Here is a 20,822-nt window from a genome sequence, read left to right as displayed (position 1 = left end):
TCAGGCCGGCTGCCACAGCTCGATCCGGTTGCCCTCCGGATCGGTGACCCAGCCGAACCGGCCGACGTCCGGCAGGTCCTGCGTCTCCTCGGCCACGTCCGCGCCCCTGGCACGCAGTTGGGCGAGCATCGCCTCCAGGTCGCGGACGCGGAAGTTGAGCATGGTCTGCTGGGTGGGGGAGCCGAAGTAGTCGGTGTCGGACTCGAACGGCGCGAACACCGTCGGCCCCGCCTCCTGCCGCCACAGGCCGACCTCGTCGGCGTCCAGACCAAGGCAGTCGCGATACCAGGCGGTCAGGGCCGCCGGATCGGCGGCCCGCATGAAGTAACCGCCGATTCCCAGCACTCGTTCCATGCCGCCATCCTGTCAGCCGGCGCTTCGCTTTCGGCACACCATGGCGACGAAGTCGTGTCCCACTTCGGGCAGCGCGGCGTCCTCGGCGGCGAAGCACCGCTCCAGCAGCCCCAGCGTCTCGGGCCGCCCGTCGCGGAAGTTGTGCGCGATGCCGGAGAACGCGATGTGCAGCACGGTGCCGCCGTAGGGGCGTTCCTCGACGACCTCGAAATGCCGTCGCAGACCCGGCAGCAGCGCCGCCGCGTCGACGGCCTCCGAGGGGTCGTCCAGCACCATCGACAGCCTGCTGGGCCGTACGACACGGTGCTTGATCCGGCCGTCGGCCAGGCGGCGGCGCTCCTCGGGGAGTTCGGCCAGCAGGGCGTTCGCCGCGTCGAGCTGGGCGTCGGTCCACTGGAAGCGGGTGGGGCCGACGAACTCGTCGACCACGAACGTGCCGTCCGGCTCGATCAGTTCGGCCAGCCGCGGCAGGGTCTCGTCGAGGTGGTCGAAGTGGTGCAGCGACTGAAGACCCAGCAGGACGTCGAAGCGCTCCCCGTCGGCGGTCATCCGGTTGACGTCGGTGACCCGGAAGCGCAGCACGTCGCCGAGCCCCTCCTCGGCGGCCGTCCGGGTGGCGAAGTCGATGCGCTCCGGGGCCACGTCCACGCCCTCCAGCAGGGAGAACGCGCCGGTCCGCGCCCACAGCAGCTCGTTCCCGCCGGTGCCGCAGCCCAGCGACAGGCCGCGCAGGTCGGTGCGCGGCGCGAAGTGCTTGGCGGCGACGTACTGAGGGAAGGACGTCTTCGCGTCTCCCGTCATCAGCAGGTTCCACCGCTTGATGACGGCCGGTATCGCCCACCACTCGGTGAGCGAGGGGTCGACCTGGGACCAGTGCTGGACGACCCGTGCGCCGCCGCGCACCCGCAGCTTGGCCAGTACCGGGTCCAGGTCAAGCTTGCGCACCTTGCGCAGCAGCCGGTCCGCGTCATGTCTGTTGACCAGGTTGTTCAGCATCAGCGCTCCGTCCGTACGGCGATGAGCGACTTCGGCGCGCCGAGCACCCGCTCGCTGAGCAGCTCCGACCGGGGGAAGAGGTAGCGCATCTCGGTGCGGGTCAGCAGCTCGATGTTGATCACGGCGTTCATCGCCGACTCCGGGCTGTCCGGGCGGCTGTGCACCAGCGGCCAGTGCCGCACCAGACGGGCCCGGGCGGCCAGGGGCAGGAACTGGAAGCCGGGCGCGACGAAGTGCGGCTCGACGGGGAAGTAGCGGTACGGCGTCTGGATCCAGTGCAGCGGCGCCAGCCGCTCGACGGCCGCGACGAACCTCTGGCGCTGGCTGTGGCCGCCCACGTGCTCGATCGTGGAGTTGGAGAACACCATGTCGTAGCCGCCGTCGCGGCTCAGTTCCGCGGCGACCGCCGGGTCGGTGACGTCGGCGTTCTCCGCGGTGATCCAGTCGGGCAGGTCGGCCGGATGCGCCTCCAGGTTGATCAGGTGGACGTGCTTGGCGCGCACCGGCGCGCGCAGCCACATCTCGGCCGTCCCGCCCAGATCGACGACGCTCATGTTCTCGATGCCGGGGAAGCAGCGCCGGAACCGTTCCCAGCGGGCGATGCGCAGGCGTTCGCCCAGGGAGCCCGGTGCGTCGACGAACTTGTTTCTCAGTGCGCGGGATCGGGGCATCGGATCAACCACCTGACGTCGGAGCGGAAGAGGAGCGCGGAAGAGGGCGGAGGGGCACGGGCCGTCACCAGTCCGTGTAGAAGCTGGCCGGGTTCACCAGGTACCGCACGGTGGGGTGGGGCACGTGCAGCACCCGGTGCCCGCGGCCGTACCGGCGGATCAGCTCCCAGTCCTCCCGGGGCAGCACCTCCGGTGTGCGGCGCAGCCGGCTGAAGCGCAGGGAGCGGTCGCGGCGGGCGACGAAGGCGTTGGTGTCCAGGAAGGCCTCGCGGGCCGCCCGGCGCCGGTCGAAGGGCACCGACAGGACGTCCTTCTCGCTGCCGTCGGGCAGGACGCGGCGCAGCGCCGTGTAGACGCCGTCGGGGCCGCCGGGGGCCTCCAGGGCCGCCAACGCCCGTTCCAGGTGGTCGGGTTCCCACAGGTTGTCGTCGTCCAGGAAGGCCACGTAGCGCGAGCGGGTGAGGCGGATGCCGACGTTGCGCACGACGCCCGCGACGCCGGTGTTGCGGGCCAGGGAGACGGCGAACAGCCGGGTGTCGGCGGGGAGTTCGGGCAGTCCCGCGCCGTCGTCGACGACGATGACGACCTGGTCGCGCAGCGTCTGGTCCAGGGCCGAGCGCACCGCGGCGCGCAACGCCTCCGGGCGCCGGTGGGTGGCGATCACGGTGGCGACGAGCGCCGAGGGCGGCGTCGGCAGTTCGGCGGACAGCCGCCGGGTCTCGGCGTCCTCGACGCGGCGCAGCCGCAGCGCGGAGGGCGCCAGCAGGACCTTGTTGCGTGCCTCGAAGAGCACCAGCCAGCCGAACAGCGCCTTGAGCAGGGTCCAGGGCGCCCGCGCGACGCGGCGCATCATGAGGCGGGCTCGGGGGCGATCGGGCGGCCGTCGGACATCCGGTTGTCGCGCCAGACGTTCCCGGCGCCGTCGTGGTTCCAGTGGGCGACCACGCCGTAGCCGCCGGCGGCGGGGTGGTACTGCGTCGAGAACACGTTGTTCGTGACCCTGATCCCGGTGGCGCCCGTGTCCCCGCCGTACAGGGCGTACGCGCCGCCGGCGATCCAGTTGTGGTCGACGGTGACGTTGCGGACCACGCCGGTGTCGGCGAACAGGCCGATGCTGCCCGAGGCCCCCTGTTTCAGACCGGTCGGGTTCAGCAGGGTGTTGTGGCGGATGACCAGGTGCCCGGTGTTGCCGCCGCCGCTGATGACCGCGTTGGTGTGCTGCCACTCGCCGCCCTGGTTGATGAACGGCTCGATGTCGTGCACGTAGTTGTCGTGGATGCTGCCCTGGCCCATGGACAGGGCGTCGCCGAACACGGAGACGTCGCACCAGCCGACCTCGATGGAGCTGCCGCCCATGTTCGACACCGCGTAGTCCACCCCGCCGTTGTCCGGCCCCTTGCCGGGCACGGCCGTGATCGTGGAGTGCAGCACGCGCAGGCCGTGGTAGCCCGGACGCAGGTTGATGCCCCACCAGCTGTCCGAGGTGATCTTCGTGTCGATGATCGTGACGTCGTTGGCGTAGATGTCGAGGGAGCCCGTGATGTCCCAGCCCCGGATGGTGAGCCCGTTGGTGCGGATGGCCTTGTAGCCGGTCCTGTGGGGGGTGAGGGCGATACGGGGGCCGGTGGTGCGGGCGTCGGGGAAGCCGCAGGCGCCGGGCGAGGAGCACGCGGCCTTCGCCGCGGGGGAGCCGGACGTGCCGCTCGCCGAGGGCTTGCCGGACGGGGACGGCGAGGCGGCGGGGCTCGTGGTCGTCCCGCCGGGGGCCGAACTCGTCGGACTCGTGCTCGGCGCCGCCGCGGAGGACCCGCTCGCCGGGCAGGTCAGCGCGTCGTCCGGGCAGTCCGGCAGCGCGGAGTCGTGCGATCCCGAGCAGGCGGCACCCACGACGGCCAGCAGGGACGCCAGCAGCAGCCAGACGAGCGAGCTCCGGCGGATACGCCGTGACATGCGGTTCACCTCATGTCCTGTCGGGAAGGGCGGACGGTGCCGTCGACCGGTGCCGTCCGCGGTGGGGCCGGTCCACGCCGCGCAGGAAGTCGCGGCTGGGCAGGACGCACAGCGTGTAGCCGGCCAGGGCGATGGTGCCGATGGCGAGGAGCGCGAGCCGTCCGTCGCCCAACAGGCGCTCCAGACCGAGGATGATCAGGGCCATCACTGCCCCGCCGAGGAAGGGCCAGGCGCAGGCCCGGGCGATGCGTCCGAGGCCGATACCACCCCGGCGGAGGGCGACCAGGAAGACGGGCACCACCAGGCCGGCGGCCACCAGGACATGGCCCTGGGAGACGCCGACGATGCCGTTGAGGTGGGCGGCGGCGAGGAGCACCGGGACGAGGGAGACCAGCCACAGACCCTGCACCAGGAAGAGCGAGCGGCGCTGTCCGACCGCCACCAGGCAGTCGTAGGCGAGTTCGCCGCCGATGCGGATCAGGCCGAGGACCATCAACCAGGGCAGGGCCGCGGCGGCGGGGGCCCACCGGTCGCCGTAGACCGTCCGGATGAGCGGCTCCGCGAGGCCCGCCAGCAGGACGCACAGCGGGACGGTGCCGGTGATCAGCACGCCCAGGGCACGGCTGAAGCCCTGGGCGAGCGCCTGCGGCGAGTCGGCCAGCCGGGAGAACCCGGCGAAGGACACCCGGCGGGCGGCCTCGGAGATGATCCGTACGGGCCAGCCGGAGATGTTGAAGGCGAGGACGTAGAAGCCGAGTGAGACGCTGCCCAGCGTCGCGCCCACCACCATGGTGTCGACGTTGACCACCGCGAGGGCCAGCATGCTCGCCCCGGCCAGCGGTAGCCCGAACCGCAGCAGCGCCCGGGCCTGTTCGCCGTCCCAGCCGAACTTCAACGTGCCCGGCGCCGCGAGCGCGCAGCCGATCAGCGTCACGACGTTCCCGACGACGGCTCCCACGGCGAAGCTCATCGCGCCCCAGCCCTGGAAGGCCAGCAGCAGGGTCACCGCCGTGCCGAGCACGAAGTTGAGCCCGTCGATGATCATTCGCCTGCCCTGGGCGAACTCACGGGTCAGGAAGCCGCCGGGGACCTGCGCCACCCCGTCGATCACCACGCACAGGCACATCACCCGCAGCACGCCCGCGGCGTGCGGCGAGCCGAGCAGTCCGGCCACCGTCGGGGCAGCAGTGAACAGCGCCACGTACAGCAGGCCGCTGGAGAGGGTGCTGAGGGTCAGCACGGTCGGCGCGAACCGCCGCGCGTCGCCCTCCCAGCGCACGATGGCCAGGCCCACGCCCAGTTCGTTCGCGGACAGCAGGACCAGCAGCACCGTCTGGGCGATGCCGTACACGCCCCATTCCGCGGGGCCGAGGGCGAAGCGCGCCAGGACGATGCCGGTGGCGAAGTTGCCCAGGCGCAGGACGACGGTGTTGATCAGGCTCCAGCGGGCCGCGGAGCGGACCTTGCGGCCGAGGGAGGCGGTGGCGGGAGGTGCGGGAGCGGGAGCAGCGGGTACGTCGCCCGTCTCACCGGTCGCGCTGTCCGGTGCGCGGGCGATGTCCATGGGTCGACTCCTCGTCGAGCGGCTCGGCGGCGGACGCCACGGCCATGGCGGGCCGGGGCGCGTCGGTCTCGGCGGCGGCCCTGCCGTCCCCGGCGGACCGTGACCAGCTCGGCGGGCGCCGGATGGCGAGCGTCTCCTCCACGGCCCCCTCCTGCACGAACGGCTCCTCCGCGACCGGTTTCTCGGCGGAGGGAGCGGTGGCGGCCGCGGTCGTCCCCGGCTGCCGCGGTCCCTCGGGCGCGGCCTGCGGCTCGGGCGTGCGGGGCCTCTTGCGGGCCTCCATGTAGAAGGCGGCGACCAGGGTGACCACCAGGCCCAGGGCACCCGCCATGATCAGGTACTCGAGCCGGGTCTTGGTCTGCGCCACCGGGTTCTGCGGGGAGACGATGGTCGTCATGCGGATCATGGCCTTCGGCGCGACCGACTGCTGCTTCTGGAACTGGTCCAGCCGTTCCTTGGCGTAGGCGGTCAGGATCTTGTCCGAGGACAGGACGGCCGCCTTGTCGGTGCCGGTGACGGTGAGCCACAGCAGCGGCCCCTGCGCGTTGTCGGCGAGCTTCGCCTCGAACGTGCCCGTGGCGCCGCGGGCCTTGAGGTCCCGCAGCGAGTCGTCGGAGTTGAGGTTGCGGGCCAGGCTGTCGGCCATGCCGGTGAGCGAGGTCTGCGTGCTGAGGAAGGGGTTGCCGTCGTAGGCGCGCGTGGCCTTCTGGGAGTTGAGCAGGACCACCGTGCTCTGCGACTGGTAGCTGACCGGCACCAGCACCACGACACCGACGATCAGGGCGGCGGTCAGCAGCAGCCCGGGCAGCAGGACGTACCAGCGCCTGCGCATCACCCGGAAGATCTCAGCGAGATCCATGACGGTCCCCCCTAGCGGCCAAACGTTCGACGAGCATAAGTTGCAAGCGGATCATATGGGGAGCGTTCGATCCTCGGGGCTGGGCCGGTCGGCGGATTTCGGCCGGGGGAGAGAGGTGGGCCGCGGCCGGGTGCTCGCGGTGCCTCCGTTCAGCAGCACGTCGGCGATGCGGTCGCTGGCGCGGCCGTCCCACAACTCGGGCCGGCGGGGCGCGGGCGGATCGTCCAGCACCCGGTTGACCGTGGCCACGATCCGCTCCGGATCCCGGCCGGCCAGCACATTGGTGCCCTGTTCGACGGTGATGGGGCGCTCGGTGTTGTCCCGCAGCGTCACGCACGGCACGCCCAGTGCGGTGGTCTCCTCCTGCACCCCGCCCGAGTCGGTGAGCACGACCCGGGCGGCGTCCTGCAGGGCGATGAAGTCCAGGTAGCCGGCGGGTGGTACGAGCCGGATGCCGCCGGGGACGCCGATCTCGGCGAGCCGTCCGGCCGCGCGCGGATGCACGGGCAGCAGCAGCGGGCAGCGCCCGGCGATCTCGCCAAGAGCCTTCAACAGCCCGGTGAGCACCGCGGGATCGTCCACGTTGGCCGGGCGATGCAACGTGACCAGCCCGAACTCGCGCCGGGTGAGCCCGTGTCGGGCGAGCACGTCGGAGGCGCGGGCCCGCTCCAGGTTGGTCAGCAGCGTGTCGATCATGACGTTGCCGACCAGATGGATCTGGTCCTCCCGGTACCCCTCCGCGCGCAGGTTGTCCACGGCGTCGGGGGAGGGGGCCAGCAGATGGTCGGCGACGCGGTCGGTGGCGACCCGGTTGACCTCCTCGGGCATGCTCCAGTCCCGGCTCCGCAGACCCGCCTCGACATGGGCCAGCAGCGGCCCGGCCTTTGCGGTGACCAGCGCGCAGGCCAGCGTGGAGTTGATGTCGCCGACCACGACGACGATGTCCGGGGACACCTCTTCCAGCAGCGGCTCGAACGCCGTCATCACCCGGCCGGTCTGCTCGGCGTGGGTGCCGGAGCCGACCCCGAGGAAGCGGTCGGGCGGGCGGATGCCGAGGTCGGCGAAGAACACGTCGTTCATGGCCGGGTCGTAGTGCTGGCCGGTGTGGACGAGCAGGACCTCCGCGCCCCGTCCTTCCAGGGCGTCCATCACCGGTTTGATCTTCATGTAGTTGGGGCGCGCCCCGGCGACGCACACGATGCGCGGCATGGTTCAGAGCACCTCGATCGTGGGTCCGGAGGGCAGCCGCCGACGGCAGTCGAGGACGAACTGGGCATGTTCGGCGACGAGTTCGTAGTCGAAGCCGTCGTGGTCGGTGAGCAGCACCACCACGTCGGCCTCCGCCAGTTCCTCGCGCGTCGGCTCGACCCGCACCAGCCGGTTGTCCGCCGGCAGGCCCTCGACGACGTGCGGGTCCGCCGCCCTGACCTGGGCGCCCATGTCGAGCAGCAGCTGGGAGATGCGCAGGGCGGGCGACTCGCGGGCGTCGCCGGTGTTCTTCTTGTACGCGAGGCCCAGCAACAGGATGCGCGAGCCGTTCACGGAACGCCGTCTGGCGTTGAAGTGGTCGCCGATCCGCCGGGTCACGTACTCGGGCATGTGGTTGTTGATGTCGTTGGCGAGCTCCACGAACCGGAAGCTCTGGCCGAGTTCGCGCTGCACCCGCCAGGACAGGTAGGAGGGGTCGATGGGCAGGCAGTGCCCGCCCACCCCCGGTCCGGGCGTGAACTTCATGAACCCGAAGGGCTTGGTGGAGGCGGCGTCGATGGACTGCCAGACGTCGATGTCCAGGTGGTGGGCGAACATCGCGATCTCGTTGACCAGCGCGATGTTCACGTGCCGGAAGGTGTTCTCCAGCAGCTTGGCGAGTTCGGCCTCCTTGGGCGACCGCACCGGCACGGTGGTGTCGACGAGTTGGCCGTAGAAGTCCCGAACCGCCTTCAAGGAGGCCTCGTTGACCCCGGAGACGACCTTCGGTGTCTCCTTGAACCCCCACACGGCGTTGCCGGGGTCGATCCGCTCCGGGCTGTAGCCGAGGTGGAAGTCGCTGCCCGCGGTCAGGCCCGAGCCCTCCTCCAGGATCGGGGCGAACAGCTCCTGGGTGGTGCCGGGATAGGTCGTCGACTCCAGGACGACCGTCGCCCCGGGGCGCAGATAGCGGGCGAGGGTGACCGCCGACTCCCTGATGTAGCGCAGGTCGGGGGTGCCCTCGTGCAGCGGTGTCGGCACGGTCACCACGGCGACGTCGAAGCCGCCGCAGTCCCGCGCCGACTCGCTCGGTCTGTAGGTGCCGTCGTCCAGTGCCGCGCGGATTCTCTCCGAGGAGACGTCCTCGACGAAGGACTCGCCCGCGGCCAGGCTCTTGATCCGGCGGGCGTCGACGTCGTAGCCGATCACCTCGTGTCCGACCTCGGCGGCCCGGATGGCCAGCGGCAGGCCGACGTATCCCTGTCCAACCACGACGACGCGCATCAGTGACTCCTGTTCGCGGGAGCGGTCGACGGGGTGAGCCGGATCAGCTCCCGTGCCGTCATGAGGAGGAATGAGACATTGGTGGTGAGGTAGCGCCGGCCCAGGCGGCGCGGCTCCTGCAGCACGCGGTAGAGCCATTCCAGCCCCCACCGCTGCCAGGTCGCGGGGGCCCGCTTGGTGACCCCGGCGAGGATGTCGAAGGATCCGCCGACGCCGTGCACCACGCGGGCGCCGGTGCGGGCGCCGTGGGCGGCGGTGAAGATCTCCTTCTTCGGGGAGGTCATGCCGAGGAAGAGCATCTGGGCACCGCTGCGGGCGATGCCGTCGGCGATCGTCTCCTGCTCGGAGTCGTCGAAGTAGCCGTTGCGGCTGCCGGCCACCTTCAGGCCGGGGAAGCGGTCGGCGACCCGCAGCAGCATCCGGTCGAGCACGTCCTGCCGGGCGCCCAGGAAGTACACGGAGATGCCCGCGGCCTCCGCCTCGCCCAGCAGCCGCAGGAACAGGTCGATCCCGGCGACCCGTTCGGGCAGCGGGGCGCGCAGCACCCGCCCGGCCCACACGACGGCCTGACCGTCGGCGAGGACCAGGTCGCAGCCGGACACGGCCTCGGCGAGCCGCGGGTCGCGGCGCATGTTCACCAGCTTGGCGGCGTTGACCACGCCGATCTCCAGCTGCCTGCCGTCGCGTACCGCCTCCAGGCAGTGCGCCACGGTCTCGTCCATGGTCAGGGGGTCCAGCTCGACCCCGAACAGCGTGCGGCGCCCGCTCATATTCGGCCCGCCTGCCAGGCGTGGAGCATCCAGCCGAACTCGTACGGCCGGCACTCGCGGTCCACGGACAGGGGACGGTAGACCCGGTCCAGTGACTTCAGCCGCAGGGCCGGAGCGAGCCGGGTGGACAGGCCGCGGGCGGCCCGCACGGCCTTCTTCGGATCACCCCGGTGGACCTTGCGCCAGGTGGCCCCGAGCTCGTCCAGGATCATCGGCTCCCGGTGCCGGGAGCCGGCCAGTTCGGGTACGTCCGTCATCCAGCGCAGGCCCTTGCGGATCGCCGCGCCGAAGTCGGTGCCGCCGGCGTCGGCGAGGTCGAACAAGGCGGTCGGCGCCATCGCGTGCTGGTGGACGCTGTAGACGGGGTAGCCCTCGATCACCGCGCCGGTGCGGGCGTCGTAGTGCCACCACCACTGTCCGCCGTCGCCCTGCAGTTCGCAGATGCGCGCCGCGCACGCGTCCGCGGCGGCCAGTGCCTCGGGATCGCCGTCCCCGTCACCGCTGGCGTGCGCGCGGGCCAGGGCCTGCAGCGGGTACGTCTGGTCGGCGAAGCAGCTGACGTGCGCCCGGTACCAGGGCACCAGGCCGAGTGCGGTGGCGTGCGGGAACAGCGGGCTGTCACCGATCCGGGAGCGGAGCAGACGGTCACGAGCTGCGGTGAAACGTCTCTCCACATCGACCGTGGCACGGGCCGCCGCGAGCGCGGAGAGCACCCAGGCCGCCTCCACGGTGTACTGCGGGCGGCCCTCCACGTCGAGTTCCCCGACCCGTGCGAGGGCGTCGGAGAGTTTGGGGTGCCCGGTCTCGGCGGCGGCCCAGGCGATGAGCGCCGCGTCACCGAGGTTGGTCACCGCGGGCAGCGACTCGATGAGCAGACCCGCGAACTCCTCGGCGGTGCGTCCACCGAGCACCGCGCGCTGGCGGTCCTCCGGCAGGAACCGGGCCCCGAGCACCGTGATGGCCGCATAGCGGGTGCTGGTACCGCGCCGCTCCAGGGTCCAGGAGCCGTCGGGGGCCTGCTGTCCGGCCATGGTGAAGACGAAGGCCTCCCCGCCGGGAAGCAGCATCGACGGAAGCCCCGACTCGGCCACGGCCAGCAGGCGTTGGGTGAGTGCGAGCAGCGGCGGGTCCTCGTCACCGAGTGCCGCGAGACGTGAACTGGTCATCGGTTGGACACACCAACCCCCCTGTTTTTGCGCAGACTTGAGAGCGTCGCGGCGCGAACGGCCGGACGGTGCGAGACAAGACGGACGTCAGGCGACGGAGCGGATTCCGCTCCTCGCTTCAGGCACAGGTGTCCTCACCCGGTAACCCCCCCTGGGCACTGGTTCGTGTGCTCATTGTGCTGTGTCTGCACAGTTCGCACACATGTTATGCCGGTGAATGTTCGAAGATTTGCGATTTGGCGGAAAGACGCGTCATGCGCGCTCGACGAGTCCGCCGTCCCTCTCGTCGTGCAGCGCGCCCGTCTCGGGGCACTCCCACACGCCCGGCTCGCCCTCCCGCTCCACCAGACGTACACCGGCCCGCCCCACCCAGCCGATGCGGCGCGCCGGAACACCGGCCACCAGCGCGAAGTCCGGCACGTCCCGGGTCACCACCGCGCCCGCCGCGACCAGTGCCCACCGCCCCACGCGCACCGGCGCCACGCACACCGAACGCGCGCCCAGCGACGCCCCCTCGTCCACCGTCACGGCCACGGCCTCCCAGTCGTCCCCGCGCTTGAGCTTTCCGCCCGGGTCCACCGAGCGGGGGAAGTAGTCGTTGGTGAGGACGGCGGCCGGGCCGACGAAGACCCCGTCGGCGAGCACCGCGGGTTCGTAGACCAGCGCGTAGTTCTGGAGTTTGACGTTGTCGCCGATGCGCACGCCGGGACCGACGTAGGCCCCCCGGCCCACGATGCACCCGCTGCCCAGCCGGGCGTCCTCCCGTATCTGGGCCAGGTCCCAGACCGTCGTGCCGTCACCGATCGTCGCCTTGTCGTCGACCTGGGCGGTCGGCTGCTTCCTGAAGCTCACCGGGCTGGACCTCTCTCGTCGTCGAACGCGACCGCGGACGCCGTCTCCGGTGCCGAGCGCTTCTTCAGCGGCTCCCACCAGTCGCGGTTGTCGCGGTACCAGGTGACCGTCTCCGCCAGTCCGGCGGCGAAGTCCTTACGGGGCTCGTAGCCCAGCTCGGTGCGGATCTTGCCGCAGTCCACCGAGTAGCGGCGGTCGTGGCCCTTGCGGTCGGCGACGTACTCGACGCTGCCGTCCCAGTCCGCGCCGCAGGCCTCGAGGAGCAGTGCGGTCAGCTCCCTGTTGGACAACTCCGTGCCGCCGCCGATGTTGTAGACCTCTCCGGGGCGTCCGCCGGCGCGCACCAGCTCGATGCCCTGGACGTGGTCGTCGATGTGCAGCCAGTCGCGGACGTTGCCGCCGTCGCCGTAGAGCGGGACCTTCTTGCCGTCCAGCAGGTTGGTGACGAACAGCGGGACGACCTTCTCGGGGAACTGGTGGTGACCGTAGTTGTTGGAGCAGCGGGTCACCCGAACGTCGAGGCCGTGGGTGCGGTGGTGGGCGAGGGCGATCAGGTCGGAGGAGGCCTTCGACGCGGCGTAGGGGGAGTTGGGGCGCAGCGGGTCCGTCTCCGGCCAGGAGCCCACGTCGATGGAGCCGTACACCTCGTCGGTGGAGACGTGCACGAAGGCGGGCGGCCTGCGCTGTCGCAGGGCCGCGTCCAGCAGGGCCTGGGTGCCCAGCACATTGGTCCGGACGAACTCGCCGGCGCCCAGGATGGAGCGGTCGACGTGCGACTCGGCGGCGAAGTGGACGACCTCGTCGTGCTCGGCGAGGAGTTCGCTCACGAGCCCGGCGTCGCAGACGTCGCCCTTGACGAAGGCGAACCGCGGGTGGTCGCGCACCTCGTCGAGGTTGCCCGGGTCGCCCGCGTAGGTGAGCGCGTCCAGCACCGTGACCGTCACGTCGCCCGGTCCGGTCGGGCCGAGCAGGGTGCGGACGTAGTGCGAGCCGATGAAACCGGCCCCGCCGGTCACCAGGATCCTGGTCGTCATGAGGAGATCTGCACCTTGCTGTGGTCGCCGAGGACGAGACGGTGGGCGGCGGGCTTGCGGGGCGCCGGAGTGACCTCGACGTCGCGGCCGATGAGGGAGGCCTCCACCCGCCGGACGCCGCGCACCGAGGAGCCGCGCAGCACGATCGAGTACTCGATCTCGCTGTCCTCGATCCGGCAGTCCTCGGCGATCGAGGTGAAGGGGCCCACGTAGGAGTCGGCGATCACGGTGTTCGCGCCGATGACCACCGGGCCCACGATCCTGCTGCCGGTCACCTTCGCGCCCGCCTCGACGCGCACCCGGCCGATGAGCTCGCTGCCCTCGTCGACCGTGCCGTCGATCCGGCGCTCCAGGGTCTCCAGCACCGAGCGGTTGACCTCCAGCATGTCGGTGACGTTCCCGGTGTCCTTCCAGTACCCGGAGATCGTCGTGGAGCGCACGTCGCGCCCGGCGTCGATCATCCACTGGAGGGCGTCGGTGATCTCCAACTCGCCGCGCCCGGACGGCTTGATCGCGCGCACGGCCTCGTGGACGGCCGGGGTGAACAGATAGACGCCCACCAGTGCCAGGTCGCTCCTGGGCTGCGCCGGCTTCTCCTCCAGGCCCACCACCCGCCCGGAGGAGTCGAGTTGGGCCACGCCGAACGCACTCGGGTTCGACACCCGCGTCAACAGGATCCGCGCGTCGGGCCGTTCGGCCCGGAAGGCGTCCACCAGGGCCGTGATGCCGCCGACGACGAAGTTGTCGCCGAGGTACATCACGAAGTCGTCCTCGCCCAGGAACTCCCGGGCGATCAGCACCGCGTGGGCCAGCCCCAGCGGCGCGGACTGCGGGATGTAGGTGACGTCGAGGCCGAACGCGCTCCCGTCGCCGACCGCCTCCCGGATCTCCTCGGCCGTCTCCCCGACGACGATCCCGACCTCTGTGATACCGGCCTGCGCGATCGCCTCCAGTCCGTAGAACAGCACCGGCTTGTTCGCGACCGGTACGAGCTGTTTCGCCGACGTGTGGGTGATGGGACGCAGACGGGTGCCCGAGCCACCTGACAGCAGGAGTGCCTTCACGAGATCACCATACTTACGCCACACTTGTAGAGGAAAGGATTCCGCACAGGTGTGGCCGGTGCCGGCCGGGCCGGCCCGCGCCGGTCGCTCCGGTGTCGTCAGGTCGGGCGGTTCGGTCGGTCAGGTGTCGGGCGGGTTCGGTCGGTCCGGTGTAGGGCGGTTCGGGCCGTGGCGGCCGTTCGCGGGTCAGGCGACGCGGATCCCGACGATGCAGGTGTCGTCGTCCGTGTCGGACCTGCTGTGCGTGAGCAGCCGGTCCAGCTGCTGGTCCAGCGAGGGCGGAACCGCGCGCGCCGCCGTCAGCAACTGCGCCAGGGACTCCTCCACGGACCGGTCGCGGCGCTCGATCAGGCCGTCTGTGTACATCAACAGCGTGTCGTCGACGGCGAGTTGCACCTCGTGCTCCTCATAACCGGCCTCCGGTACGGCGCCCAGCAGCAGGCCCTTGACCAGCGGCAGGGCCGTCGCCTCCGTGCCGCGCACCAGAACCGGCGGCAGATGGCCGGCGCGGGCCCAGCGCAGGGTGCGCTTGTCGGGGTCGTACAGGGCGCAGACCGCGGTGGCGGTGACGGCGCCGGTCAGATGGTGGGCCACCATGTTCAGCCAGGCCAGCACCTGGGCCGGCCCGGCGCCGGTGACGGCGAGCCCGCGCATCGCGTTGCGCAGCACGACCATGCTGGTGGCCGCCTCTATGCCGTGCCCCGCGACGTCGCCCACGCACAGCAGCACCAGCCCGGACGGCAGCACGACCGCGTCGTACCAGTCGCCGCCCACCAGGTGCTGGGTCTCCGCGGGCCGGTAGCGCACGGCCACCCGCAGCCCGGGCGCCTCCAGCGGAGCCTGCGCCGGAGGCATGATGGCGTGCTGCAGCTGCAGGGCGAGCCGGTTGCGCTCGCTGGCCTGCTGCTCGGTGTGGGCGAGCTGGTCACGGGTGGCGGCGAGCGCGACCTCGGTCCAGTGGTGCGCGGAGATGTCCTGGTACGCGCCGCGTACGACGTACAGCTGGCCGTCGGAGTCGAGGACCGGCTCCGCGACGACCCGGATGTGCCGGGTGACCCCGTCGGGGCGCTGCAGCCGGAAGGCGGCGGACGCGGGCCGGCGGTGGTGCAGCAGGGCCCGCAGGAACCGGCCGATGGCCACGGCGTCGTCGGGGTGCGCGTGGGCGGGCAGTTCCTCCAGCGGCACCGGAGCGCTGGAGGCCGACCTGCCGTAGAGGTGGTACAGCTGGCCGTTCCAGGTGATCTCGCCGGTGAGCAGGTTCTCCTCGAAACCACCGATGCGGCCCAGGCGTTGGGCGTGCTGGAGCAGATTGGCCAGCCTGGCCGTCTCGTCCTCGATGCGCCAGATCAGCAGGACGCTGCTGCCGTGCCGACTGATGTTGATGTCGGCGACCGCGGTCAGGTGCACGTCGTCCACCAGCGCCGTCAGCCGCATACGGTGGGCACGGTAGGGCTCGCCGGTGGCGTAGACGCGCTCGATCCGCTCGAACAGTTCGCTCTGCCCCGCGGCCAGGGGATAGGTCTCCAGCAGCAGGGCGCCGTTGATGACGCCGCGCGGCCGGCCCGCGGGGTCCAGGAAGCGCCCGTTGACGTGCTGGATGAGGAAGTCGACCAGCCGTCCCTCGGCGTCCAGGTGCGGCGTCAGCACCAGCGCCGGGTCGTGCAGCCCGTCGGCGAGGTCCATCAGCTCGGCGACGTCCGGCAGGACGCGCGGGCCCGTGTCCTCCGCGGGGTCCGGCAGCGCCGAGGTCTCCAGCGTGTGCGCGCACAGCTCCGCGAGGGCCTCGATCTGCCGGACGATCGGCGGCGACAGCGTGTCCAGCGGTGCGGGCCAGGCGATCTCCAGCACACCGTGGATCCGCCCGCCGGTCCCGGCCGGTACGGCCACCCGGCCGCCCTCGGGGTGGTGGTGCTGGCCGATGGACGGCAGCCCGGTGTCGGCCAGGCTGCGGATCCACTGGCCCCCCTCCTCGGTGAGCCCACGGCGCGCCACCGTCGTCACGCCCGGCGGCACGTGCCGCCACCGCCCGGCCTCGGCGGTGGAGAACCCGGCGCTGCCCGCGAGGCTCAGCGAGCCGTCGGCCCCCAGCCCCCAGATGGCCACCGCCTCCGCGCCCAGCGGGGTCAGGGCGTGCTCCAGCAGGGAGTCGGCGACGGCCTGGGTGTCGTCCGCGGCCAGCACCCCGCTCTCCGCGGTGCGCAGCCGTACGGCGGAGGAGGTGCCGTCGGTGGCCGCGGCCGCGGCCACGTCGGACCGGGCCGCCGTGGCGGCGAGGAAGGCGCTGGTGACCTCCGAGACCCGGTCGCGCGAGGCCTGGTTGATGACCTCGACGGCGAACTCCAGTGGCGTCACGCCCGCCTGCTCGGTCAGTTCGGCGAGCTGCCGCGCCGCCTGCGCCGGACCACAGCCCAGCCGCTCGACCAGGATGCCCTTGGCCAGCTCGATCAGGGCGCGCCCGTCCGCCTCGGCCTGCGCCGCCCGTACCTCGCGGCGCAGCCGGTCCACGGTCGCCGCCAGCCGCCCGACGGGGGACGTCTGCCCGGGATCGTCGGTGCCGGCGCTCTCCGCGACGGACGTGCCGACGTCGTCGGGCGACTCGGCGGGCTCGGCGGCGGGTGATTCGGGCGGCTGACGGAGATCACTCACGGTTGGCCTGTTCTGCGGCGGGGACGCCGGGGGACGTCACACGGTCGGCTGGGGGACGCGGCGGTGGTGCCGCCCGGTCACGAGGGCAGCCAGTGCCGGACGCGGGCGATCAGGTCGCCGGTGTCGACAGGCTTCGTGATGTAGTCGTTCGCGCCCGACGCGAGACTCTTCTCCTGGTCGCCCGGCATCGCCTTCGCGGTGACGGCGATGATCGGCAGCTCCGCGTACTGCGGCATGGACCGGATCTCCGAGGTGGCCGCGTAGCCGTCCATCTCCGGCATCATCACGTCCATCAGGACCAGCGAGATGTCCGGGTGCGCGAGCAGCATCTCGATGCCCTTGCGGCCGTTGTCCGCGTGCAGGACCTCGAAACCGTGCAGCTCCAGTACCCCGCTGAGGGCGAAGAGGTTGCGCGCGTCGTCGTCGACCACCAGGACCGTCCGGCCGATGAACGAGTCGTCCACCACCTGCGCCGGGGCGTGCTGCGACTCCTCGGCGCGCACCAGCGAGAGCACGTCGCCCGGCTGCTCGGCGGACAGGTGCAGGGTGATCCGCTCGCGCAGCTCGTCCAGGCTGGAGAGGAAGTCCAGCGGCCGGTCGCCCGCCAGCGCCCGCAGGGCCTGTTCCTGGGAGAGGTCCACCCGGTGACCGGTGTGCACCAGCACGGGCACGCTGGCCAGCGCGGAGTCACCGCGCATGGCCTCCAGGAAGTCCGCGCCCTCGGCGTGCGGCATGCCGAGTTCGAGGACCACGCAGTGGCAGGGCTCGGCCGCCAGCGTGCTCGCGGCCTCCTCCGCTCCGACGGCGGTGATGATGTCGATCTCGCCGTGCGGGTCCGCCGGGTCGTGCGCGATGTCCGCGACGGCACGCTCGGCGACGAGCGAGAGCAGACCGCGCTGGCGCTCCTCGACGACCAGCAGGCGGCGCCTGCGGTGCCCGGACGGTGGCGTGGCACCGGACAGCGCCCGGGGCTCCGCCGTGTCCGGCACGCTCTCGTCCCGGTGCTGCTCGGCCGGCCGTCCGCCGTCCGCCAGCTCCTCGAAGTCGGCGCGGGCGACGGGCAGATAGAGCGTGAACGTGCTGCCCTGGCCGGGAGTGCTGTCGACGCTGACGGCACCGCCGAGCAGGTGGGCGATCTCCCGGGTGATGGACAGGCCCAGGCCGGTGCCGCCGTACTTGCGGCTGGTCGTCCCGTCGGCCTGCTGGAACGCCCCGAAGATCGTCTCCAGTTGCTGCTGGGGGATGCCGATGCCGGTGTCCTTCACCCGGAACGCCACCACGGGGCCGCCCCGGTGCACACCGGGCGGCACCTCCCGGTCGGCCGCCGGTTCGATGCGCAGCTCCACGCCGCCCTGCTCGGTGAACTTCACCGCGTTGGACAGCAGGTTGCGCAGGATCTGGCGCAGCCGGGAGTCGTCGGTGAGCAGGTCCGCGGGCGTGCCGGGCGCGGTGGCCACGGTGAATTCCAGGCTCTTCTGCGTGGTCATCGGGCGGAACGTCGCCTCGACGTACTCCAGCAGCTGGCGCAGCGGGACCCGCTCGGGGGAGACGTCCATCTTGCCCGCCTCGACCTTGGACAGGTCGAGGATGTCGTTGATCAGCTGCAGCAGGTCCGAACCGGCCGAGTGGATGATTCCCGCGTACTCGACCTGCTTCGGCGTGAGGTTGCGCGAGGGGTTCTGGGCCAGCAACTGGGCCAGGATCAGCAGGCTGTTGAGCGGGGTGCGCAGTTCGTGGCTCATGTTGGCCAGGAACTCCGACTTGTACTTGGAGGCCAGGGCCAGCTGCTGCGCCCGGGTCTCCAGTTCCTGCCGGGCCTGCTCGATCTGCAGGTTCTTGGCCTCGATGTCGCGGTTCTGCGATGCCAGCAGGGAGGCCTTCTCCTCCAGCTCGGCGTTGGAGCGCTGCAGTTCGACCTGCTGGACCTGCAACTCCCCGGACCTGGCCTGCAGTTCCACGGTCAGCCGCTGGGACTCCTCCAGCAGTTCGTCGGTGCGGACGTTGGCGACGATGGTGTTGAGGTTGACGCCGATGGTCGGCATCAGCTGCGTCAGGAAGTCCTGGTGGATCTGCCTGAAGCGGGTGAGCGAGGCCAGTTCGATGACGCCGAGCACCTGCTCCTCGACCACGATGGGCAGCACCACCAGGGCGCGCGGGAGCGCGTGGCCGAGGCCGGAGGAGATGCTGACGTAGTCCTCGGGCAGGTCCTCCACCGTGATGGTCCGGCGGTTGCGCGCCGCCTGGCCGACCAGGGAGCGGCCGATGGGGATGCGGGTGGGCCGGCCGTCGTCGTCCGGGAAGCCGTAGGAGCCCACCAGGCGCAGGTCGTGCCCGGCTTCGGTGTCCTCGGCGAGGTAGAAGGCGCCGTACTGGGCGGAGACCAGCGGCGTCAGCTCGTCCATGATCAGCTCGGCGACGACCGGCAGGTCGCGGTGGCCCTGCATCAGACTGGAGATACGGGCCAGGTTGGTCTTGAGCCAGTCCTGCTCCTGGTTGGCCCGCGTGGTCTCCCGCAGCGACTCCACCATGGAGTTGATGTTGTCCTTCAGCTCGGCGACCTCACCGGACGCCTCCACGGTGATCGAGCGGGTCAGGTCGCCCTCGGCCACGGCGCTGGCGACCTCGGCGATCGCGCGGACCTGCCGGGTGAGGTTCCCGGCGAGCTCGTTGACGTTCTCCGTGAGCCGCTTCCAGGTGCCCTCGACGCCCTCCACCTCGGCCTGGCCGCCCAGTCGGCCCTCGCTGCCGACCTCGCGGGCGACGCGGGTGACCTCCGCGGCGAACGACGACAGCTGGTCGACCATCGTGTTGATGGTCGTCTTCAGCTCCAGGATCTCGCCGCGCGCGTCGACGTCGATCTTCTTCGACAGGTCGCCGTTGGCCACCGCGGTCGTCACCAGGGCGATGTTGCGCACCTGCCCGGTGAGGTTGTTGGCCATGGAGTTGACGTTGTCCGTCAGGTCCTTCCAGGTGCCGGCCACGTTCGGCACGTGCGCCTGGCCACCCAGGCGTCCCTCGGTGCCCACCTCGCGGGCGACGCGGGTGACCTCGTCGGCGAACGCGGACAGCGTGTCGACCATGGTGTTGATCACGTCGGCGAGGGCGGCGACCTCGCCCTTGGCCTCGACGGTGATCTTCTGCGACAGGTCGCCGCGCGCGACCGCGGTGGCGACCTGGGCGATGGAGCGGACCTGCCCGGTCAGGTTGGACGCCATCACGTTGACGTTGTCCGTCAGGTCCTTCCAGGTCCCCGACACACCCCGCACGATCGCCTGGCCGCCGAGGTTGCCCTCGGTGCCGACCTCGCGGGCGACGCGGGTGACCTCGTCGGCGAACGCGGAGAGCTGGTCGACCATGGTGTTGATGGTGTTCTTCAGTTCCAGGATCTCGCCGCGGGCGTCCACGGTGATCTTCTGGGAGAGGTCGCCCTGCGCCACCGCGGTGGCCACCTGGGCGACGTTGCGGACCTGTGCGGTGAGGTTGCCCGCCATGAAGTTCACGGAGTCCGTGAGGTCGCGCCAGGTGCCCTTCACGCCCTTGACGTCCGCCTGGCCGCCCAGGCGCCCCTCGGTGCCGACCTCCCGGGCGACGCGGGTGACCTCGTCTCCGAAGGCGGAGAGCTGGTCGACCATGGTGTTGATGGTGTTCTTCAGTTCCAGGATCTCGCCGCGGGCGTCCACGGTGATCTTCTGGGAGAGGTCGCCCTGCGCCACCGCGGTCGTCACCTGGGCGATGTTGCGGACCTGGGAGGTCAGGTTTCCGGCCATGAAGTTGACCGAGTCGGTCAGGTCGCGCCAGACACCGCCGACGCCGGGCACCTGCGCCTGGCCGCCGAGCCGGCCCTCGCTGCCGACCTCGCGGGCGACGCGGGTGACCTCGTCGGCGAACGCGGAGAGCTGGTCGACCATCGTGTTGACGGTCTCCTTCAGCTGCAGGATCTCGCCGCGGGCGGGCACGTCGATCTTCTGTGACAGATCTCCCTTGGCGACCGCGGTGGCCACCTGGGCGATGTCACGGACCTGCGTGGTCAGGTTGCCCGCCATGGCGTTGACCGAGTCGGTCAGGTCGGCCCAGGTGCCGGAGACTCCCGGCACCTCCGCCTGCCCGCCCAGCGTGCCCTCGGTACCCACCTCGCGGGCCACCCGCGTCACTTCCGAGGTGAACACGGACAGCTGGTCGACCATGCCGTTGAAAACCGTGGCGATGTCGCCGAGCAGCCCCTCGCCGTCCGACGGCAGGCGGGTGCCGAAGTCACCGTCGCGTACGGCGGTCAGCCCGGCCAGCAGCTGCCGCAGCTCCTGCTCGCCCGGCCCCTGCTTCTCGACCTCGACCGACTTGGTGGTCATGCGCATCCTCGTTCCGCTCCCCAAGAGCCCTCACCCCGAGGACTCGGAACCGCGCCGGGGCCCGAAGCCCCGCTTTGA

The 20,822-nt window shown here is 71.5% G+C and carries 16 protein-coding genes; all 16 read right to left on the bottom strand.

Going from position 1 to position 20,822, the window contains the following annotated elements; translation table 11 throughout:
* The 16 genes from ACIGDI_RS14525 to ACIGDI_RS14450 all read right to left on the bottom strand — a co-directional run bounded on the left by ACIGDI_RS14525 (position 1) and on the right by ACIGDI_RS14450 (position 20,744).
* Positions 1–354, bottom strand: coding sequence for a VOC family protein (locus ACIGDI_RS14525; RefSeq protein ID WP_399895519.1), 354 nt, complete (start codon positions 352–354; stop codon positions 1–3).
* A gap of 12 nt (positions 355–366) precedes the next feature.
* On the bottom strand, positions 367–1,350 hold the full coding sequence (locus tag ACIGDI_RS14520; RefSeq protein ID WP_399895516.1) for a class I SAM-dependent methyltransferase: 984 nt from the start codon (positions 1,348–1,350) through the stop codon (positions 367–369).
* The gene (locus ACIGDI_RS14515; RefSeq protein ID WP_272174509.1) at positions 1,350–2,021 is read right to left on the bottom strand and encodes a class I SAM-dependent methyltransferase; all 672 of its coding nucleotides are present in this window, start codon (positions 2,019–2,021) and stop codon (positions 1,350–1,352) included. The genes ACIGDI_RS14520 and ACIGDI_RS14515 overlap by 1 nt, the downstream gene beginning before the upstream one ends.
* 64 nt (positions 2,022–2,085) lie before the next feature.
* A complete protein-coding gene (locus ACIGDI_RS14510; protein WP_399895512.1) occupies positions 2,086–2,874 on the bottom strand; it encodes a glycosyltransferase family 2 protein in 789 nt (262 codons plus the stop codon).
* Positions 2,871–3,971 carry a hypothetical protein gene (locus ACIGDI_RS14505; RefSeq protein ID WP_399895509.1) on the bottom strand — a complete coding sequence of 367 codons (1,101 nt, stop codon included), beginning with the start codon at positions 3,969–3,971 and terminating at the stop codon, positions 2,871–2,873. Before ACIGDI_RS14505 ends, ACIGDI_RS14510 begins: the two co-directional genes overlap by 4 nt.
* 10 nt (positions 3,972–3,981) lie before the next feature.
* Complete coding sequence (locus ACIGDI_RS14500; RefSeq protein WP_399895506.1) at positions 3,982–5,535, bottom strand: oligosaccharide flippase family protein; 1,554 nt, start codon at positions 5,533–5,535, stop codon at positions 3,982–3,984.
* Positions 5,498–6,394 (bottom strand): chain length determinant protein, encoded by an 897-nt coding sequence (locus tag ACIGDI_RS14495; protein WP_399895503.1) that lies wholly within the window; start codon positions 6,392–6,394, stop codon positions 5,498–5,500. The genes ACIGDI_RS14500 and ACIGDI_RS14495 overlap by 38 nt, the downstream gene beginning before the upstream one ends.
* Positions 6,395–6,445: 51 nt before the next feature.
* Positions 6,446–7,603, bottom strand: coding sequence for a non-hydrolyzing UDP-N-acetylglucosamine 2-epimerase (gene wecB, locus ACIGDI_RS14490; protein WP_399895500.1), 1,158 nt, complete (start codon positions 7,601–7,603; stop codon positions 6,446–6,448).
* Positions 7,604–7,606: 3 nt separating this feature from the next.
* Complete coding sequence (locus tag ACIGDI_RS14485; protein WP_399895497.1) at positions 7,607–8,866, bottom strand: nucleotide sugar dehydrogenase; 1,260 nt, start codon at positions 8,864–8,866, stop codon at positions 7,607–7,609.
* The gene (locus tag ACIGDI_RS14480) at positions 8,866–9,636 is read right to left on the bottom strand and encodes a WecB/TagA/CpsF family glycosyltransferase (protein ID WP_200698797.1); all 771 of its coding nucleotides are present in this window, start codon (positions 9,634–9,636) and stop codon (positions 8,866–8,868) included. Before ACIGDI_RS14480 ends, ACIGDI_RS14485 begins: the two co-directional genes overlap by 1 nt.
* On the bottom strand, positions 9,633–10,802 hold the full coding sequence (locus ACIGDI_RS14475) for a hypothetical protein (protein WP_399895494.1): 1,170 nt from the start codon (positions 10,800–10,802) through the stop codon (positions 9,633–9,635). The genes ACIGDI_RS14480 and ACIGDI_RS14475 overlap by 4 nt, the downstream gene beginning before the upstream one ends.
* Positions 10,803–11,054: 252 nt before the next feature.
* The gene (locus ACIGDI_RS14470; protein WP_399895492.1) at positions 11,055–11,654 is read right to left on the bottom strand and encodes an acyltransferase; all 600 of its coding nucleotides are present in this window, start codon (positions 11,652–11,654) and stop codon (positions 11,055–11,057) included.
* On the bottom strand, positions 11,651–12,688 hold the full coding sequence (gene rfbB, locus ACIGDI_RS14465) for a dTDP-glucose 4,6-dehydratase (protein WP_399895489.1): 1,038 nt from the start codon (positions 12,686–12,688) through the stop codon (positions 11,651–11,653). Before rfbB ends, ACIGDI_RS14470 begins: the two co-directional genes overlap by 4 nt.
* Positions 12,685–13,752, bottom strand: a complete 1,068-nt coding sequence (locus tag ACIGDI_RS14460) for a glucose-1-phosphate thymidylyltransferase (protein WP_399895486.1) — start codon at positions 13,750–13,752, stop codon at positions 12,685–12,687. Before ACIGDI_RS14460 ends, rfbB begins: the two co-directional genes overlap by 4 nt.
* 186 nt (positions 13,753–13,938) lie before the next feature.
* Positions 13,939–16,398, bottom strand: coding sequence for a SpoIIE family protein phosphatase (locus tag ACIGDI_RS14455; RefSeq protein ID WP_399895484.1), 2,460 nt, complete (start codon positions 16,396–16,398; stop codon positions 13,939–13,941).
* 77 nt (positions 16,399–16,475) lie between these two features.
* Positions 16,476–20,744 (bottom strand): HAMP domain-containing protein, encoded by a 4,269-nt coding sequence (locus tag ACIGDI_RS14450; RefSeq protein ID WP_399895481.1) that lies wholly within the window; start codon positions 20,742–20,744, stop codon positions 16,476–16,478.
* Between the last annotated feature and the right edge of the window lie 78 nt (positions 20,745–20,822).

Origin of the sequence: Streptomyces sp. NPDC085900 (assembly GCF_044540925.1) — a bacterium.
Lineage (GTDB): Bacteria > Actinomycetota > Actinomycetes > Streptomycetales > Streptomycetaceae > Streptomyces > Streptomyces gilvifuscus.
Note: the sequence above shows the minus strand (reverse complement) of the source record. Positions and strands in the feature narration are given on the sequence as shown.

Excerpts from the sequence above, each read along its gene's own strand:
- ACIGDI_RS14525 (WP_399895519.1), bottom strand. The coding sequence starts at position 354 with ATGGAACGAGTGCTGGGAATCGGCGGTTACTTCATGCGGGCCGCCGAT.
- ACIGDI_RS14520 (WP_399895516.1), bottom strand. The coding sequence starts at position 1,350 with ATGCTGAACAACCTGGTCAACAGACATGACGCGGACCGGCTGCTGCGC.
- ACIGDI_RS14515 (WP_272174509.1), bottom strand. The coding sequence starts at position 2,021 with ATGCCCCGATCCCGCGCACTGAGAAACAAGTTCGTCGACGCACCGGGC.
- ACIGDI_RS14510 (WP_399895512.1), bottom strand. The coding sequence starts at position 2,874 with ATGATGCGCCGCGTCGCGCGGGCGCCCTGGACCCTGCTCAAGGCGCTG.
- ACIGDI_RS14505 (WP_399895509.1), bottom strand. The coding sequence starts at position 3,971 with ATGTCACGGCGTATCCGCCGGAGCTCGCTCGTCTGGCTGCTGCTGGCG.
- ACIGDI_RS14500 (WP_399895506.1), bottom strand. The coding sequence starts at position 5,535 with ATGGACATCGCCCGCGCACCGGACAGCGCGACCGGTGAGACGGGCGAC.
- ACIGDI_RS14495 (WP_399895503.1), bottom strand. The coding sequence starts at position 6,394 with ATGGATCTCGCTGAGATCTTCCGGGTGATGCGCAGGCGCTGGTACGTC.
- wecB (WP_399895500.1), bottom strand. The coding sequence starts at position 7,603 with ATGCCGCGCATCGTGTGCGTCGCCGGGGCGCGCCCCAACTACATGAAG.
- ACIGDI_RS14485 (WP_399895497.1), bottom strand. The coding sequence starts at position 8,866 with ATGCGCGTCGTCGTGGTTGGACAGGGATACGTCGGCCTGCCGCTGGCC.
- ACIGDI_RS14480 (WP_200698797.1), bottom strand. The coding sequence starts at position 9,636 with ATGAGCGGGCGCCGCACGCTGTTCGGGGTCGAGCTGGACCCCCTGACC.
- ACIGDI_RS14475 (WP_399895494.1), bottom strand. The coding sequence starts at position 10,802 with ATGACCAGTTCACGTCTCGCGGCACTCGGTGACGAGGACCCGCCGCTG.
- rfbB (WP_399895489.1), bottom strand. The coding sequence starts at position 12,688 with ATGACGACCAGGATCCTGGTGACCGGCGGGGCCGGTTTCATCGGCTCG.
- ACIGDI_RS14450 (WP_399895481.1), bottom strand. The coding sequence starts at position 20,744 with ATGACCACCAAGTCGGTCGAGGTCGAGAAGCAGGGGCCGGGCGAGCAG.